We start from the raw sequence: 17,165 nt of genomic DNA, 5'->3' as shown, positions 1-17,165 counted from the left end.
AGCGAGCTTGCTCGCGAAAAACTCACAGGCGCCGCGTTTATTCAGGCAGCACGCGTTATCGTTGAGGTTTTTCGCGAGCAAGCTCGCTCCTACAGTTGGGTTTCAGGGCTTATCCTGATCCCTGGGCCAGCTCAGGCTGAAGCACGCCCCGCCCAGGTTGTTGCTCTTGCTGATCAACGCCCGCCCGCCGTGCCAATAGATAATCCGCCGCACGATCGACAACCCCAGGCCATGCCCGCCAGAGGCGCGGGTACGGCTGTCATCCAAGCGCAGGAACGGCGTGAAGATCCGCTCCCAGGCGCTTTCCGGCACGCCGGGGCCGTCGTCTTCCACATCGATGCGACAACGCACCTGCCCTACCTGATAACTGATCAGCACCTGGCCCTTGGCATGGCGCATGGCGTTACTCACCAGGTTTTGCAGGGCGCGGTGCAGGTAGCGCGGCTCGGCATCGACCCAGGCGTCATCCCAATGCGCCGAGGACAGGCAAATACCCCGGGTGACGGTGACCTGCGGGCGCAATGGCGATAATTCGCCAATCACCTGGTCGAGCAATGCATTCAGGTCCACGCGCTGGAAATTCAGCTCCGGCGCACCCTGCTCCAAGCGGGCATAAGTGAGCATCTCGTCCACCAGGCCATCGAGGTCCTGGATATCGCCATCCATGCCTTCCAGGTATTTGCGTCGCGCTTGCGGCGTGGCGGCGTCACCGATCATCTCCAGGCCAAAGCGCAGGCGCGCGACCGGTGTGCGCAGCTCGTGAGACACCGCGCGAACCAACTCGCGCTGAATCGCCAGCAATTGCTGCAAGTGCTCAGCCATGCCATTGAAAGCTGCCGCCAGGCGCCCGACCGAATCGGCGCCGCGAGCCGGCACGCGCACTTCCAGGTTGCCCTTGGCGATACGCGTGGCCGCCGCCTCCAGACCTTTGAGCCGGCGCTCCAGTTGTCGCACCAGCAGATAGACGATCAAGCCGATCAGGGTCAGGCCGATCAAGGTGATCAGGATCAGCCACTGCGCCGGGTAAGGGTTCATCTGGTACAGCGGGCCGATCTCCAGTACCCACGGGGTGCCGACCATCCCGGCAAACACGCGAATCGAATCGCCGCCCTTGCCCAGCGCCATCACCGTATCGCCCTCCGCCACGCGACGACGCTGGTCGTCGTCCATGTCGGCCTGGTCAAGGGCCGTCAAGTGCATTTCAAAACCAAAACCCTTGGCGTGCTTGATGTCGGCCAGACGCTGGGGTTGTTCGGCCACCGGGAAACGCACCAGTTCGTCGGCCAGCAGGTAAATAGTCGCACGGGCCAATTGCTCGCTGATCTGCTGCACCTCGCCGGTAAGCACCAGTTGCTCTTGCTCGCTGACCAACCGCAGCACCCGCGCCGCGTGGGGGCCGGTCTGTTCCACCAGGACCTGGCCGCGTTGCAGGCGGTTGCGCTGGCCCAGGTCCAATTGCGCGTCGGTGAACGTGCGCAGCTCCAGCGGAATGCCCAGCAAACGCTCCCACACCGCCAAAGCGCGCTGGCGTTCAATGGTGCTCATGGGTTGCAGGTTATCGCCCATCAACGCAAAGGTGCCGTGAGCCAGGCGCTCACGGTACTGGCCGCTGCGCACGTCATTGAGCAGGTGCAGCGCCAGGGCGCCGAGCAGCGCCACCAGGATCAGCGCCGCGCACATGCCGCCGTAGATGCGCAGGAAGATCGAGTTCACAGCGGCATATCGGCAGCGGCTTCGGGGACGAACAGGTAGCCTTTGCTGCGGATGGTCTTGATCAGGCGTGGGTGGATCGGATCGTCGCCGATCTTTGGGCGAATGCGCGAGATACGCACGTCAATCGAGCGATCCTGGCCGTCATAACCAATGCCGCGCAGGGCGATGAAGATTTCTTCGCGGGACAGGATGCGCCCGGCGTTCGCAACCAGCAGCCACAAGAGGTCGAATTCCGCGCTGGTCAGTTCGATGCTGCCCTCATGCAACCAGGCTTCGCGCAAGGCATTGTCCACCACCAGCGGACCAAACTGCAGGCGGCGCTGGTTTTCCACTGCAACGGGCAACACCGGTTCACTGCGGCGCAGCAGCGCCTGGATACGCGCCAGCAACAAACGCGGGCGCACGGGTTTGCACACATAGTCGTCGGCGCCCATGTCCAGGCCCAGCACCTGGTCCATGTCATCGGTGCGCGCGGTGAGCATCAGGATCACACCGTCATAGCGCTCGCGCACCTTGCGGCAGATGCTCAGGCCGTCTTCGCCGGGCAGCATCAGGTCGAGGATCACCAGGTCCGGCTGCTCGGCGATGATGCGCGCCACGGCCTTGGCACCATCGCCTTCTACCGACACGCGCAGGCCGTTGCTTTCCAGGTACTCACGGGTCAACTCGGCGAGTCGCTCGTCGTCCTCGACGATCAGTATCTGCCAGGCTTCTTGCTCCATGCGCTACCTCGTTGTTATTAGAATTTCTTCTGGCCGACACAATCGAATGTGAAATACGGTCGGTGTGGGAGCTGGCTTGCCTGCGATGGCGGTGGGTCAGCGAGCCTGTGGGTGGCTGATACACCGCCATCGCAGGCAAGCCAGCTCCCACCTATTGATCTTCAGCAGGCATAGCCTGTTTGTCATGTTGTGAGGGCATAACAAAGGCCGATTGTAGCCATGCACCGCCCCTTGAACACAAGCCGGGAAATCCATTCGGTCATGGCGATTTTTTGTGGTAGGGTTCGCGCCCTCAAAATTCCCGCCGGCAGTTTCTACCCGGGAATATTCGGTGACAAACGGTGTAATCCAGTAGTAATGCGGCCTACACGGGTGTTCCATGATTCATACACATTTTACCCACAGCGTTATCCACAGGTAGTGCGTTGCTAAGCCCCCCAAAACGCATTATCTTGTACCTCGGCGCTAAAAAAACCCTACATGTAGGGTTTTCAGCGAAAAGACCAAACACATATCCGGCAAGAAACTCAAGCGCTTTCTTGCTCGTGTTTGGTTGAACCAAAGCATTTTTTGAAAGCCCAAACCGCGCACGCGGATGGCAACCGTTTTCCAGCCCGATTGGCAGAAAACGGTACGGGTGTTGCAGGGCTTGAATGGGGCCACTGTCACCCACCAGGAATACGGCGAAGGGCTCCCCGGCCCCGAACCAAAGACTTCGGCATGGAAGCGGCGCGATGAGCTCCCTTCCTCCTGTCCCGAAGTTGTTATGCCAGGCCCAGGCCTGCTGTAAGTGCTTCAGGACGGAACGGTGGGCACCGTGATGGTGCCCAAATAAATATAGAATGTGGAGACACCCCCTCATGCAAACCGACACAACTCGCGAGAACCCGCAAGGCTCCGTGCCGCAGGCCGCTGATTCGAACCTGGATCTGTCCGCCACTGCACCTGGCCAACTGCGCGTGATCAAGCGTAACGGCACTGTCGTTCCTTATACCGATGACAAAATCACCGTCGCCATCACCAAAGCGTTTCTTGCAGTTGAAGGCGGCACCGCTGCCGCTTCGTCGCGCATCCACGACACCGTTGCCCGTCTGACCGAACAGGTCACCGCGACCTTCAAGCGTCGCATGCCATCGGGCGGCACCATCCACATCGAAGAAATCCAGGACCAGGTCGAACTGGCCCTGATGCGTGCCGGCGAACAGAAAGTGGCCCGCGACTACGTGATCTACCGTGACTCGCGCGCCAAGGAGCGTGCCGTACGTTCCCCGGCCGAAGAAGCCGCCGTTCAAGCGCACCCGTCGATCCGCATCACCCTGGCCGACGGCAGCTTCGCACCGCTGGACCTGGGCCGCCTGAACACCATCATCACCGAGGCCTGCGAAGGCCTGGAAGAAGTCGACGGTGACCTGATCCAGCGCGAAACCCTGAAGAACCTGTACGACGGCGTAGCCCTGACCGACGTCAACACCGCCCTGGTGATGACCGCCCGTACCCTGGTAGAGCGTGAGCCGAACTACTCGTTCGTGACCGCCCGCCTGCTGATGGACACCCTGCGTGCCGAAGGCCTGGGCTTCCTGAAAGTCGCCGACAGCGCCACTCACCACGAGATGGCCGACCTGTACGCCAAGGCCCTGCCGGCCTACATCGCCAAAGGTATAGAATTCGAATTGCTGAACCCGATCCTGGCCACCTTCGACCTGGAAAAGCTCGGCAAGGCGATCAACCACGAACGTGACCAGCAGTTCACCTACCTGGGCTTGCAAACCCTGTACGACCGTTACTTCATCCACAAGGACGGTATCCGCTTCGAACTGCCGCAAGTGTTCTTCATGCGCGTGGCCATGGGCCTGGCGATCGAAGAGAAGAACAAAGAAGACCGCGCTATCGAGTTCTACAACCTGCTGTCGTCCTTCGACTACATGTCGTCGACCCCGACCCTGTTCAACGCCGGTACCCTGCGTCCACAGCTGTCGAGCTGCTACCTGACCACCGTGCCGGATGACCTGTCGGGCATCTACCACGCGATCCACGACAACGCCATGCTGTCCAAATTCGCCGGCGGCCTGGGTAACGACTGGACACCGGTGCGCGCACTGGGTTCGTACATCAAGGGCACCAACGGCAAGTCCCAGGGCGTCGTACCGTTCCTGAAAGTGGTGAACGACACCGCCGTTGCCGTGAACCAGGGTGGCAAGCGCAAAGGCGCTGTGTGTGCCTACCTGGAAACCTGGCACATGGACATTGAAGAGTTCATCGAGCTGCGCAAGAACACCGGTGATGACCGTCGTCGTACCCACGACATGAACACCGCCAACTGGATCCCGGACCTGTTCATGAAGCGCGTCTTCGATGACGGCAAGTGGACCCTGTTCTCGCCATCCGAAGTACCGGACCTGCACGACCTGACCGGCAAGGCCTTCGAAGAGCGCTACGAGTACTACGAAGCCCTCACCGAGTACCCAGGCAAGGTCAAGCTGTTCAAGACCATCCAGGCCAAAGACCTGTGGCGCAAAATGCTGTCCATGCTGTTCGAAACCGGCCACCCATGGTTGACCTTCAAGGACCCATGCAACCTGCGCAGCCCGCAGCAGCACGTGGGCGTGGTCCACAGCTCGAACCTGTGCACCGAGATCACCTTGAACACCAACAAGGACGAGATCGCCGTTTGCAACCTGGGCTCGATCAACCTGCCGAACCACATCGTCAACGGCAAGCTGGACACCGTAAAGCTTGCACGCACCGTCAACACCGCCGTACGCATGCTCGATAACGTCATCGACATCAACTACTACTCGGTGCCACAGGCGCAGAACTCCAACTTCAAGCACCGCCCGGTTGGCCTGGGGATCATGGGCTTCCAGGACGCTTTGTACCTGCAGCACATTCCTTACGGCTCCGATGCAGCCGTCGAGTTCGCCGACAAGTCCATGGAAGCGGTCAGCTACTACGCGATCCAGGCTTCCTGCGACCTGGCAGACGAGCGTGGCGCCTACGAGACGTTCCAGGGTTCGCTGTGGTCCAAGGGCATCCTGCCGCTGGATTCGCAACAGATCCTGATCGAAGCCCGTGGCCAGAAGTACATCGACGTTGACCTGAACGAAACCCTGGACTGGGCGCCGGTACGTGCCCGTGTGCAGAAAGGTATTCGTAACTCCAACATCATGGCCATCGCGCCGACCGCCACCATCGCCAACATCACTGGCGTGTCGCAGTCGATCGAACCGACCTACCAGAACCTGTATGTGAAATCGAACCTGTCTGGCGAATTCACCGTGATCAACCCATACCTGGTTCGCGACCTCAAAGCGCGCGGCCTGTGGGACTCGGTCATGATCAACGACCTGAAGTACTACGACGGTTCCGTGCAGCAGATCGAACGCATCCCGCAAGAACTCAAAGAGCTCTACGCGACCGCGTTCGAAGTGGACACCAAGTGGATCGTTGACGCCGCCAGCCGTCGTCAGAAATGGATCGACCAGGCCCAGTCCCTGAACCTGTACATCGCCGGCGCCTCGGGCAAGAAGCTGGACGTGACCTACCGCATGGCGTGGTACCGTGGCCTGAAAACCACTTACTACCTCCGTGCCCTGGCCGCGACCAGCACCGAGAAGTCGACCATCAACACCGGTAAGCTGAACGCTGTTTCCAGCGGTAACCACGGTGATGACTCGGTACTCGCAGCGCCAGCCGGCCCGGCACCTGTGCCAAAGGCCTGCGCGATTGACGAACCCGATTGCGAAGCTTGCCAATAAGCTGAGCCAGTCCAGGGGGATTGCCCCTCTGGTTTGAAAAAGCCCGATAGACCCCGACTGCATAGGGTTTATCGGGCTTTTTGCTTATCGCCTTAGAGAAACGCGTACGCAATACCTTGCTTGGGCGCGCCACCTCTGCGCCCCCACAACTCCACCCGCCCGTCGATGACCGCCATCGAATGGCGATCGTAGGCCACGACACCGAGCTTGCCGCTCGCCAGCTCACTGCTTGAAGACTGCCTGTATAGCCCTTTCAACCCCAGGCGATCCAATGCTTCGTGGGGCATTTCGCCGTTGTTCAAACTTTGCATCGCGTGGGCGAAGCTTCTTTTGGATTGACTAGGGTTGTCGTCCAGGCCATTACCTTCAATCTGTGCCCGCTTGGCGCTCGCTGCGAACATGAAGTTGGCATCCGTCATCATCCCCGGATTGTCCCCCTTGAACTGCGCATACCTGGCCGCCTGCTTTAATTCATCCTTGGATAGATTAAGTTCGAAGCCGTCGCGCATCTTCACGTGATAACCGTCTGCCGTCTCTTTTACCTCCTTGAAAACGTCGGTGGGTTTCTGGCCGAACTTCATCATTGCGCCCTTTATCGCTGACACCGTGACGCAGTTGCCATCGGGCCCCTGGCTGAATCCACTCCAGATGTTGTCCGGCTTTTTCCCTGGGTTACTTTGATCAGGCTTGTAGTTAAAGTGCTTGGAACCTTCGGTAATCGGCAGATTACTCATGGGCTCGCTGGGCCCGAAATTACCGGGGCTTGGCCTGCCCCCACCGCCCCCACCGCCACCACCTGGCGACGGGCGAGGAGAAGGCGGCGAAGGTGTGGGTGATGTATCGTCGATTTCCGGAAACCATTGCTTCATCAGACGGCGCAGCATCTCCAGCCAGGAGACGTCCGCCTTCGCCATCAACGCCTGCATGATCTCCTTGAATTTCTCATCACCCAGCTCTTCGCGCTTCTCGTTCAACTTGTCACGAAGGTCTTGGACGGTTTGGCTCTTGGATGTTTTCTCGGCATCTCTCAACTCATTGAGCAGTTGCCTCACCGATTCAGCATCAGAGGACTTGCCTCCCCCGGGCTCATCCGACTGACTTTTGCGTCTGTATAGACCGGCGCTGTAGTTATTCAGAACAAACCAATGGCTGCCTGCTGGCACCCCTTCCCACTGCTTGTACATCGCCATACCTCTCTCCCGCTGATCGATGGGCGACAGGCGCCCGTGCCCCGTACGTGGCGCAATGGGCGGTGGGCGTTCCAGCAGTAAGGCGAGGTGAAACAAGCGGTAAACTAGTAACGCGCGCGCACAAAAAAGCCCCTCGATCGAGGGGCCTTTTTGTGTGCGGGTATTAGCGCGGTGGCATCAGGTCATCTGAATGATGGTCTGCATGATGGTGCTTTGGGTGGAGATGGTCTTGGCGTTCGCCTGGTAGTTGCTCTGGGCCTTGATCAGGTCCACCAGCTCGCTGGTCAGGTTGACGTTGGAGTTCTCCAGGGAGTTGGCCACGATCGAACCCAGGGTACCGGCTTGCGGGTTGTCATAACCCGGCTGGCCCGAGGCGAAGGTCTCTTTCCAGGTGGTCGCACCGGCTGGCTGCAGGCCCTGCTCGTTGTTGAAGCTGGCCAGGGAGATCTGGCCGATGGCCTTGCTCTGCTGGTTGCTGAAAGTGGCGAACAGGACCCCGCTGCCGTCGATTTTCAGGCCGGTGATCTGGCCGGTGGCATAGCCATCGGTGACCGGAGGGTTACGGTAGGTGGCCGAGTTGTACTGGGTAATGTTGGCCATGTTGATGGCGATACCACCCGGGTTGGCATCCGCACCGTTAGCCTTCCATACGCCGTCAGTTACCTTTCCGGGAACCCAACCGGCAACGGTGAGGGTCTTGTCGGACACACCATTGGTGACGACGGTAGTCAGATTGCCAGCGCCGTCAAAGGTCAATGTCGACGGCACAGGTGGCGTCGAAGGGGTGCCGGTCGGAGCCGAACCATCGGGGTTGCGACCGTCAATCAGGGTATAGGCATTCCACTTGTTGCCGTCGGTTTTCACCAGGTACTGCACCATCGGGTGCGCGTTACCTTGGGAGTCGTACAAGGTGGTGCTGTACTGGGTAGTGAAGGTTTCGGTCTTGGTTGGATCAAACGGCTTGGCCGTCTGGTCGATCACCGGCTCCGAGGAGTTCAGGTTGCTGGTGGAGTCGACCTTGGTGGACGCCTTGGGCGGCAGGTTCGCCAGATTCAGTTGCAGGTCGACCAAGCCACCCTTGCTGATCTTGCCATTATCGTCCGCGGCATACCCTTGCAGGCGGGAAGTGCCGGTGTTGTTGGTGATGTAGCCGTCCTTGTCCGCACGGAAAGCGCCGCTACGGGTGTACTCCAGCGAACCGTCGCTGCCCTTCTGTACGAAGAAGCCACCGCCCTGGATCGCCATGTCGAGGATGCCGCCGCTGCCGTTGACGTCGCCCTGGGTGAACTGCTGGGACACCGCCGCCAGGTTCACACCATTGCCGATGCTGTTCTGGCCAGTGCCCAGCTTGGAAGCCGCGTAGATATCGGCGAATTCCGCACGGGATGACTTGAAGCCAGTGGTCGCGACGTTGGCGATGTTGTTGCCGGTCACGTCCAGTTGTTTGTTGGCCGCATAGAGGCCGCTAAGGCCGATATTAAAAGACATGTTTCTCTCCCTCTGCCGTATTTAGCCGGCTCTATGTACCGATAGTCTGAATTTGCGACAGCTTGACGCTGCCCATGCCGCCTGCAAGGTTGAGCAGCATTTCGCCGCCGGTCTTGCTCAGGGTCACGCTGGTGACCGTGGCGGGCAGCGAAGTGGTCAAGGCCACTGCGTCGCCTTTGTCGTTCTTGGTGGTGGCATTGAAGGTGTAGGTGCCAGCTGGGGCAACCTCGCCCTTGTCGTTCTTGCCATCCCAGATAAAGCTCTGGGTACCGGCACTCTGGGCGCCCATGTCAACGGTGCGCACCACGTTGCCGTCTTTGTCGGTGATCTTGACGGAGACATTGCCCACCGCCGAGGTTACTGCCACCGAACCGGTCATGCTCTTGCTGGTATCCACCATGGCCTTGTCGGTCTGGATGATGATCGAGCGCCCCACCAGCGACGAAGCCTGCAGCGCCTGCGACGAGCTGAAGTTGCTGGAGATGTTGTTCACCGAGTCGTTCAGGGTATTGATGCCTTCCAGGCTGCTGAACTGTGCAAGCTGCGCGACGAACGCGCCGTTGTCCTGGGGCGACAGCGGGTTCTGGTTTTTCAGCTGGGTGACGAGCAGTTGCAGGAACGCATCCTTGCCCAGCGACTGGTTGCCCGTCGCCGTCTTGGAAGCGTCGCTGACGCTGCTGTTGTTCGTCGCAGTCTTGACCTTGGAATTGAAAAGGTCCTGAACCGCCGTGTTGTTTGACGTATCAACGATGGCCATTATTTGGCGCCCCTTATCACTGACCCAGGGTCAGAACCTTCTGCATCATGGTTTTGGCGGTGTTCATCATTTCCGCGTTGGTCTGGAACGAGCGACTGGCAGAGATCATGTCAGCCATTTCCTCGACCACGTTGACGTTGGGGTAGTAGACGTAGCCCTTTTCGTTCGCGGCCGGGTGGTTGGGCTCGTAACGGGCCTCCAGGTTGCTCTGGTCTTCAACCACGCCCAACACCTGCACACCGGAGCCGGCGGCGTCCTGGCTCTGGAACAACGAATCGCTGCCGCTTGCCTGCCCCCCCTGGAACATGGTGGCGAACACCGGGTGGCGGGCGCGATAGGTTTGGTCAATGCTCGAGGAGACGGTTTCGGCGTTGGCGATGTTACTGGCGACGGTGTTCAAACGCGTGGTCTGCGCGCTCATGCCACTGCCGGCAATATTGAAAACACTGGACAGGGACATGGCTTACTCTCCGCGCAGGGCTGACATCAGCCCTTTGAATTTGCTGTTGAGCAGGGTGAAGCTGGCCTGGAAGTTCACCGAGTTTTCGGCGTAGTTCGATTGCTCCAGCTGGGCGTCGACGGTGTTCTGGTCGATCGACGGCTGCATCGGTGTGCGATACAGCAGCGACTCGTCACCCTTGCTCAGGCCTTGCGCTTCAATATGACGGCTGTTGGTCATATTCAAGGCGAAGGTGCCGTTCTTGGTCTTGTCCTGTTGTGCGGCGAGCACAGCGGAGAAGTCCAAGTCCCGAGCCTTGTAGTTCGGGGTGTCGGCGTTGGCAATGTTGTTGGCCAGGACTTCGGCACGCTGGGCGCGGAAGCCCAGGGCTTGTTCGTGGATACCGAGCGCTTTATCGAAGCTGATGCTCATGGCGGAAACCTTTAGGCTGACCTGCTGTTCGTTAGCAGGGTTATAGCAAGGTGCATGCCAATCTTGCGGGAGCCCGTATATCAAGGGCCTCGAGGGAAGTTGCCGGCGACTATGCCAGAAAAGCGGCAAGCGATTTCCGCGTAGTGCCAGTAAAGCGGCAATGGGGCTTGCCGCTTTACTCCAGCTTGCCGAGAAAAAAATGTGGGAGCTGGCTTGCCTGCGATGGCGCAGTACCTGCCGACCTATTCATCGACTGACACACCGACATCGCGGGCAAGCCCGGCTCCCACAGTTTTTATTGCATACATCCAGACTACTTGGCTTGGTAGATGATCCCAGGGCTGCATTGCACCATCTGGAAGTGATCCGGCAGCCCATTGAGCGCCTCGGAAGCACCGAGGAACAGATAACCTCCGCGCTTGAGGGTGCCATGGATGCGCAACAGGATGTCTTTCTTCACTTCAGCCGAGAAATAGATCAGCACGTTGCGGCAGAACACCATGTCGAACTTGCCCAGGCTGGCGTAGCTGTCGAGCAGGTTGAACGAGCGAAATTCGACGCGGTTCTTGATCGGCGCCTTGATCGCCCAACGCCCTGCCCCTTTGGGATCGAAGTAGCGTTGCAGGCGTTCCTGGGACAAGCCTCGGCCCAGGGCCAGGCTGTCGTACTCACCGGTCTTGCAGTTGGTGAGCATGGTGCCGGACAAATCCGTGGCCACAATTTGCGCACCGGCTTTCAACTGGCCCATGTTGGTTCGCTCGAACTCGTCGATGGACATCGAGATCGAGTACGGCTCCTGCCCCGAAGAACAGGCCGCCGACCAGATACGCAGGCGCTGGCCCGGGCTGGCCTTGATGGCTTCGGGCAACACTTTGTTCTTGAGCACTTCAAAGGGATAGGTATCGCGAAACCATAAGGTTTCGTTGGTGGTCATGGCATCGACCACCATTTCCTTGAGCCCACTGCGCGGCTGACCCTGGATCCGCTGGACCAACTCACCCAGGGATTTGATGCCCTGCTGTTCCATCAGCTTGTTGAGGCGGCTGGATACCAGGTACTGCTTGTTTTCACCGAGCAATATGCCACAGGCTTTTTCCAGGAAGACCCGGAACTGTTCGAAATCCAAATTACCCGTAGACAATGATGCCGCCTCTTAAATCGTGTGACCGCCGGGGGACATCCCCTAGCCGTGATCTGCTGCCTTGATCCGGTCGACTACCCGGGATGCGAGGTCATCAGGACGGAATTTGGCCAGAAAGTCATCCGCACCGACCTTCTTGACCATTGCCTGATTGAATACCCCCGACAACGAAGTATGCAGGATGATATGCAATTTTTGCATGCGTGGATCGTTACGTATCTCGGCCGTGAGCGTGTAGCCATCCATTTCCGGCATCTCGATGTCAGAGATCATCATCAAGAATTCTTCTTCGGGCTTCTTGCCCTCGTCCGCCAGCTTGCGCAGGTAATCCAGGGCTTGGCGCCCGTCATTGAGGGCCACCACCTCCACCCCGACGGTTTGCAGGCAACGTGTGACTTGCTTGCGCGCTACGGAAGAGTCGTCCACGGTCAACACGCGCAACGAAACCGCCTTGTGTGCCGTTTCGGCATCCACCACACCGACGGAGATGGTTTCCGAGGTGGGGGCCACTTCGGCGAGGATCTTCTCCACGTCGATGATTTCCACCAACTGGTTGTCGACCCGCGTCACCGCCGTCAGGTAGTGATCGCGCCCCGTGCCCTTGGGCGGCGGATGGATCTCTTCCCAGTTCATATTGACGATGCGCTCCACCGAGCGCACCAGGAAACCCTGGGTCTTGGTGTTGTATTCGGTGATGATCACGAAAGGGTTCTGGCGGTCTTGCAAACCCGCGGCCCCCGTGGCCATTGCCAGGTCAAGAATCGGGATGGTCGCGCCACGAATGTTGGCCACGCCACACACTACCGGACTGGACTTGGGCATGATCGTCAATTTGGGACATTGCAGCACTTCACGCACTTTAAACACGTTGATGCCATACAACTGATTGCCATCCAGGCGGAAAAGCAACAACTCCAGGCGATTCTGCCCTACCAGCTGTGTGCGCTGGTTTACTGAATCCATTACACCTGCCATGCCCAGACTCCTAAATCCTAGGGGTACGACGCGTACCCAACACTAAACGGCACGAGCTTTGCTATTTACTGAGTATGGATATTAAAACGACAGTTTCCCGACACCCTGGCCGCTCACGCTACCGCAGACTGCTCTGCGCCGCGCTGGCGCTGCTTGTCTCGGGCCTGGGCGTCACGGCCCGCGCCGACAACGTTACCCTGCCTGATCTACTTATCGGCGTCACCCAAGGCTTTCTTGAGTTCACTGTAGAAGATTATCTGGCGACCACCCAGACGCCGGGGCGTTATGAAATCCAGGTCAACCAGTTGGACCCCCGTTTGCGCATGCCACTGTGCGACAAGGAATTGACAGCCACCCTGGAAAGCCCCGCCCAGCCCATCGGCCGTGTGACCGTAAAGGTGCGCTGTGAGGGCGCCTCGCCCTGGACGGTTTTTGTACCGGCTCAGGTCAAGCTGTTTCGCGACGTGGTGGTCGTGGCGAGACCGTTGAAGCGCACCGGCATCATCGGCTACGACGATGTGGCGTTGCGCGAGCGGGACATCAGCCTGATCAACCAAGGCTACCTGACGTCGCTGGACCAGGCCGTCGGGCAGAAACTCACGCGACCGGTGGTCACCGACCAAGTCCTCACGCTGGTTCATCTGGAACAGGCCGAGGTGATTCGCAAGGGTGACCAGGTGGTGATTTCCGCCAGCAGTGGCGGCCTGAACGTCAGGATGCCGGGAGAGGCGTTGTCCAATGGCGGCATGAGCGAACAGATCCGTGTCAAGAACCTCAACTCCAATCGCGTGATCAAGGCGCGAGTCACCGCGCCAGGTCAGGTCGAGGTGGCGCTATAGATGACTGGAATCAAATGCCAGCTTTTCCTACACTGTGTGCTGGATATTGAGCCGAACAGGTTTATTGTCAATCGAGCCTAAAGTTTGCCCGGGTATGGCCGAAAACATGGCAAGCGTCCAAATACCCAGAGGTTTTTCAACATGGTCATTGATTTCAGTCGTTTGAATAACGCCCCGGCCTTGCCCGGCAATACGCGCACCGGCGGTGCCAAGGACAGCGTAGAAGCCAAGCCGCAGCCCTTGCCTGCCAAAGCAGAGCAGGCCGCCGCCAGCCAGAGTGGGGAATCGGTACACCTGAGCAATGAGGCTCAACAGTTGCAAAAGGTCACTGACTCGCTGCGCGATCAACCCGTCGTCAATAAAGCCCGCGTGGCCGAGTTGAAACAGGCGATCGCCGATGGCAGCTATAAAGTCGACAGCAACCGTGTAGCCAGCAAGCTGCTCAACTTCGAAGCCGAGCGCTAGGCAAAGGCCTGCGCAGGGCTTTTGGACGCTTAAAACCCAAGGCCAGCCATGCACCACGACGAACATTTGCTCCAACTGATCATTGATGATCTGGCGCCGACGCAACAATTGCTCGAGCTGCTTAAGGAAGAATCCCTGGCCTTGTACGGCCGGGATATGCGCTTGCTGGAAGAAATCCTGGCGCGCAAACAATCGCTGATTGTCTTGCTTGAACAGCATGGCAAAAAGCGTAGTGAGATTCTGATCAGCCTGGGTCTGCCTGCCGATCATGATGGCCTGGCACAACTGGCCAGCCACTCTTCAGTTGGCGATCAACTGCTGGCACAAAGCAAAGAACTCAATCATTTGCTTGCCCAGTGCCAGGAAGCCAACCTGCTCAACGGTCAGTCGATCCAGCTTCAGCAAGCCACGACCGCCAATCAGCTGCGCATACTGCACGGCGGAGAGCCTCCGGCCCTTTACAACGCCCAAGGCTCCACCTCACGCCTGGTCAAGCCAAGCACCCGCAGCCAAGCCTGACGCCGGTTTACAGCGTGGCCTATCCAAGGCGCGCTACATACTGGCAAAATGCCGGTTCTTGCGTGTAGTCGTATTTTGCCTGGAGATGGAAGAACCGTGTTCAACGCCCTTAATGCGGAAGATGCACCGCAGCCACCCAAGGTGCTCACCACGCCTCTGGAAATCGCCAGCACGTTGCGGATGCTGCAAGAAAGCCATGACCCACTGATCATCACTTTCCACGAACGCAGCCAGCGCTTCCAGAGCTACCTGGTGGACATCGACCGGGACAGCAAGACGCTGGTACTGGACGAAATGATTCCCCGTGACGGTGAACGCTATCTTGAGAATGGCGAAGCCTTCCGTATCGAAGGTTTCCATGAGGGTGTGCGGGTTGCCTGGGAAAGCAATGGCACGTTGACCATCAGCGAAAAAGGCGGCCACCGCATCTACAGCGGCAGCCTGCCCGGCGAAGTGGTTTACCACCAACGACGCAATGCCTTCCGCGCCGCTCTTAAGCTCGCGCAATTGGTGGACATTCAGTTGGGTGGCGAGAAGCTCAAGGCGCCTATCAGCGGTAAGCTGCTGGATATCTCGGCAACCGGCTGCAAATTGCGCTTTGAAGGCGATATCTCCGAGCGTCTGCAGTTGGGCCAGGTCTATGACCGCTTTATCGCTGCCCTGCCCTTCGGCAGCATGACCACCTCTGTGGAACTGCGCTACCTGCACTTCGAAGACAAGATCAACACCACCTTTGCCGGCGTGCGCTTTCACAACATGAGTGGTTTGGTGCAGCGCCAAGTGGAGCGCTTTGTCTACCAATTACAACGTGAAGCTCGGCGCTTCGATAAAGACGACGATCTTTGAGCGTTAGACGCTGAGATAAAAAAACGGGCAGATCCTGATGGGATCTGCCCGTTTTTTCGTTCAGGGGCGTGCCCTGCTTAAGTCATGGGGATGCTCGTCCGGGTCTGGTGGCTCGTGCGACTCTTCGCTCGTCGGCTCCTCGGTTTCAGGGGCGGGCTCTGGATCAGGCACAGTCACTTGCATCTGCTCCTGTACCACCTGCTCATCCACCCGCGGGTCAAGGGCAGCCACCAAGGGCGAACTGGACATGCTGTCGGGCATTGCCACGTGATGCAGCGGTGCGTCGTCGACCTGATGCAGGTTGGTCACAGCCTTGGGTCGAATGCGCCACACCAGGATCAACGCACACAAGCTGAAAAACGCATAGAGCATCTGGCTGCCGAATAGCTTCATCACCACACCTGCCAACAGCGGCCCCACGCTGGCGCCGATCCCGTAGGTCACCAGCAACATGGCCGTCAGTGACACCCGACGATCGCCTTCCACATGGTCGTTGGAAAAGGCCACAGCCAAAGGGTAAAGACAGAACTGCACCAGCGAACAGAAGAAGCCTGCCACGAACAGTACTTCCAACGGTACCTGCGTCATGATTGCCAACGGCAAGGCCGTCACCGCCAGGCACAAGGCAAAGCAGCGAATCAGCAGCGCACGATCATAGCGGTCCGACAACCAGCCCAGCGGCCACTGCACGACCAATCCAGCAAAAATGCAGCTACCCATGAACAGGCCGACTTGCTCAGTTGTCAGGCCCTGCTGAGAGGCGTAGAGCGGTGCCAAGCCGTAGAACGAACCGACGATCAACCCAGCACCCAACACGGTGCTGAGCGACTGCGGCACGCGCTTGATAAAAAAGCGCGGCTCCATCGGGGCCGGGTGCAGTGGAGCCGGGTGAATGCGCCGGGTCATGGCCACCGGGACCAGGCACAGCGCGAAGCACAGCGCCACGAGCATTAACAGCTCAAGCCCCAGATGGGGATGCATGACCAGGATCAACTGGCCCAGTACCAGCCCAAGGTAGGACGCAATCATGTAGCCGCTGAACACTACGCCACGCTGCTTGGCATCCGCCTGCTCATTGAGCCAACTCTCGATAACCATGTACTGGCACATCATCCCCAAGCCCACGATCATCCGCAGCACAATCCAGGCTGGCAGCCAATCAACCAAACCGTGACCCAGCACTGCTGCGCCGACGATCCCCGCGCAGGTGGCGTAGGCACGAATATGCCCGCCCCGGGCAATCAGGCGGTGCCCGAGCTTGCCGCCCAGCACCAAGCCAAAATAGTTGGCAGCCATCAGCGCACCGACCCACAAGCTGTCGACATTGTCTGCTGCCAGACGCAAAGCCAGATAAGTACTAAGCAGGCCGGAGCCGATCAGCATCATCAAGGAGGCGAAATAAAGGGCTCGAAAAGATTTCCAGATCTGGCGCATCGGCGTTCCGAGCGGCTCCTTGCGGTAAGGGGTAGGGCTATCAGCATGATAGTCCGGGGCAGTTGAATCCGGACAGGCGGCAGAGCCTGTTTACGGGGATTATTTTGTTTCACAGCTCAGACGCCACATGGGTGTCTGTGAGGTACATAACCGTGGAGATAAATACACGGCGCACCACCTGTGAACCTTGATCACACGCAAGGTTCGACTCGTATTAGGGTATCTGCACAAAAGATTTCGATAGAACACTGTGCAAGCTTCGCAGGCGTCCGACTTTCAAGCGCCCAAAACAAAACCCCAACTGCTTTCGCAATTGGGGTTTCGGAATTTAATCTTGACGATGACCTACTCTCACATGGGGAAACCCCACACTACCATCGGCGATGCATCGTTTCACTACTGAGTTCGGGATGGGATCAGGTGGTTCCAATGCTCTATGGTCGTCAAGAA

At 58.8% G+C, this 17,165-nt stretch carries 15 protein-coding genes and 1 rRNA gene; 5 read left to right on the top strand and 11 right to left on the bottom strand.

Features of this window, described 5'->3' with window-relative positions:
• Positions 1-102: 102 nt before the first annotated feature.
• A complete protein-coding gene (locus tag TX24_RS02860; protein ID WP_003193562.1) occupies positions 103-1,713 on the bottom strand; it encodes an ATP-binding protein in 1,611 nt (536 codons plus the stop codon).
• Positions 1,710-2,435, bottom strand: coding sequence for a response regulator (locus TX24_RS02855; RefSeq protein WP_057709666.1), 726 nt, complete (start codon positions 2,433-2,435; stop codon positions 1,710-1,712). The genes TX24_RS02860 and TX24_RS02855 overlap by 4 nt, the downstream gene beginning before the upstream one ends.
• An 860-nt stretch (positions 2,436-3,295) precedes the next feature.
• Between TX24_RS02855 and TX24_RS02850 the strand changes: the two genes are divergently transcribed.
• Complete coding sequence (locus tag TX24_RS02850; protein WP_003193565.1) at positions 3,296-6,190, top strand: ribonucleoside-diphosphate reductase subunit alpha; 2,895 nt, start codon at positions 3,296-3,298, stop codon at positions 6,188-6,190.
• Between the two features lie 92 nt (positions 6,191-6,282).
• Here TX24_RS02850 and TX24_RS02845 read toward each other — a convergent pair whose 3' ends face one another.
• The 7 genes from TX24_RS02845 to TX24_RS02815 form a co-directional block, all read right to left on the bottom strand.
• Positions 6,283-7,380 carry a hypothetical protein gene (locus tag TX24_RS02845; RefSeq protein WP_169878732.1) on the bottom strand — a complete coding sequence of 366 codons (1,098 nt, stop codon included), beginning with the start codon at positions 7,378-7,380 and terminating at the stop codon, positions 6,283-6,285.
• Between the two features lie 177 nt (positions 7,381-7,557).
• Entirely contained in the window at positions 7,558-8,868 is a 1,311-nt protein-coding gene (flgE, locus tag TX24_RS02840; protein WP_003193569.1) for a flagellar hook protein FlgE, read from the bottom strand.
• A 31-nt stretch (positions 8,869-8,899) separates the two neighbouring features.
• A complete protein-coding gene (flgD, locus tag TX24_RS02835) occupies positions 8,900-9,625 on the bottom strand; it encodes a flagellar hook assembly protein FlgD (protein ID WP_003193570.1) in 726 nt (241 codons plus the stop codon).
• Between the two features lie 16 nt (positions 9,626-9,641).
• Positions 9,642-10,085, bottom strand: coding sequence for a flagellar basal body rod protein FlgC (gene flgC / locus TX24_RS02830; RefSeq protein ID WP_003193572.1), 444 nt, complete (start codon positions 10,083-10,085; stop codon positions 9,642-9,644).
• A gap of 3 nt (positions 10,086-10,088) precedes the next feature.
• Positions 10,089-10,496 carry a flagellar basal body rod protein FlgB gene (gene flgB / locus TX24_RS02825; protein ID WP_003193573.1) on the bottom strand — a complete coding sequence of 136 codons (408 nt, stop codon included), beginning with the start codon at positions 10,494-10,496 and terminating at the stop codon, positions 10,089-10,091.
• Positions 10,497-10,809: 313 nt separating this feature from the next.
• Positions 10,810-11,637 (bottom strand): protein-glutamate O-methyltransferase CheR, encoded by an 828-nt coding sequence (gene cheR, locus TX24_RS02820; protein ID WP_014719581.1) that lies wholly within the window; start codon positions 11,635-11,637, stop codon positions 10,810-10,812.
• A 42-nt stretch (positions 11,638-11,679) separates the two neighbouring features.
• Complete coding sequence (locus TX24_RS02815) at positions 11,680-12,612, bottom strand: chemotaxis protein CheV (protein WP_003193578.1); 933 nt, start codon at positions 12,610-12,612, stop codon at positions 11,680-11,682.
• 74 nt (positions 12,613-12,686) lie between these two features.
• Between TX24_RS02815 and flgA the strand changes: the two genes are divergently transcribed.
• The 4 genes from flgA to TX24_RS02795 all read left to right on the top strand — a co-directional run bounded on the left by flgA (position 12,687) and on the right by TX24_RS02795 (position 15,281).
• A complete protein-coding gene (flgA, locus tag TX24_RS02810) occupies positions 12,687-13,451 on the top strand; it encodes a flagellar basal body P-ring formation chaperone FlgA (RefSeq protein WP_003193579.1) in 765 nt (254 codons plus the stop codon).
• Positions 13,452-13,592: 141 nt separating this feature from the next.
• Positions 13,593-13,916 (top strand): flagellar biosynthesis anti-sigma factor FlgM, encoded by a 324-nt coding sequence (gene flgM / locus TX24_RS02805; protein ID WP_003193581.1) that lies wholly within the window; start codon positions 13,593-13,595, stop codon positions 13,914-13,916.
• 48 nt (positions 13,917-13,964) lie between these two features.
• Positions 13,965-14,435, top strand: a complete 471-nt coding sequence (locus tag TX24_RS02800; protein ID WP_003193583.1) for a flagellar protein FlgN — start codon at positions 13,965-13,967, stop codon at positions 14,433-14,435.
• 96 nt (positions 14,436-14,531) lie between these two features.
• On the top strand, positions 14,532-15,281 hold the full coding sequence (locus TX24_RS02795; RefSeq protein WP_014719585.1) for a flagellar brake protein: 750 nt from the start codon (positions 14,532-14,534) through the stop codon (positions 15,279-15,281).
• Between the two features lie 60 nt (positions 15,282-15,341).
• Here the strand turns inward: TX24_RS02795 and TX24_RS02790 are convergent, their stop codons facing one another.
• Entirely contained in the window at positions 15,342-16,715 is a 1,374-nt protein-coding gene (locus tag TX24_RS02790; RefSeq protein ID WP_057709665.1) for an MFS transporter, read from the bottom strand.
• A gap of 332 nt (positions 16,716-17,047) precedes the next feature.
• Positions 17,048-17,163, bottom strand: a 5S ribosomal RNA gene (rrf, locus tag TX24_RS02785).
• Positions 17,164-17,165 lie beyond the last annotated feature (2 nt).

This window comes from Pseudomonas lactis (assembly GCF_001439845.1).
In the GTDB taxonomy this organism is placed as follows: Bacteria; Pseudomonadota; Gammaproteobacteria; order Pseudomonadales; family Pseudomonadaceae; genus Aquipseudomonas; species Aquipseudomonas lactis.
The sequence above is the reverse complement of the archived record's forward strand: the minus strand, read 5'-3'. Positions and strand labels throughout refer to the sequence as shown.

Coding starts and splice junctions, on each gene's coding strand:
- flgB (WP_003193573.1), bottom strand. CDS start 10,496: ATGAGCATCAGCTTCGATAAAGCGCTCGGTATCCACGAACAAGCCCTG.
- TX24_RS02855 (WP_057709666.1), bottom strand. CDS start 2,435: ATGGAGCAAGAAGCCTGGCAGATACTGATCGTCGAGGACGACGAGCGA.
- flgE (WP_003193569.1), bottom strand. CDS start 8,868: ATGTCTTTTAATATCGGCCTTAGCGGCCTCTATGCGGCCAACAAACAA.
- flgM (WP_003193581.1), top strand. CDS start 13,593: ATGGTCATTGATTTCAGTCGTTTGAATAACGCCCCGGCCTTGCCCGGC.
- flgA (WP_003193579.1), top strand. CDS start 12,687: ATGGATATTAAAACGACAGTTTCCCGACACCCTGGCCGCTCACGCTAC.
- TX24_RS02850 (WP_003193565.1), top strand. CDS start 3,296: ATGCAAACCGACACAACTCGCGAGAACCCGCAAGGCTCCGTGCCGCAG.
- TX24_RS02845 (WP_169878732.1), bottom strand. CDS start 7,380: ATGGCGATGTACAAGCAGTGGGAAGGGGTGCCAGCAGGCAGCCATTGG.
- TX24_RS02790 (WP_057709665.1), bottom strand. CDS start 16,715: ATGCGCCAGATCTGGAAATCTTTTCGAGCCCTTTATTTCGCCTCCTTG.
- TX24_RS02800 (WP_003193583.1), top strand. CDS start 13,965: ATGCACCACGACGAACATTTGCTCCAACTGATCATTGATGATCTGGCG.
- TX24_RS02815 (WP_003193578.1), bottom strand. CDS start 12,612: ATGGCAGGTGTAATGGATTCAGTAAACCAGCGCACACAGCTGGTAGGG.
- flgD (WP_003193570.1), bottom strand. CDS start 9,625: ATGGCCATCGTTGATACGTCAAACAACACGGCGGTTCAGGACCTTTTC.
- flgC (WP_003193572.1), bottom strand. CDS start 10,085: ATGTCCCTGTCCAGTGTTTTCAATATTGCCGGCAGTGGCATGAGCGCG.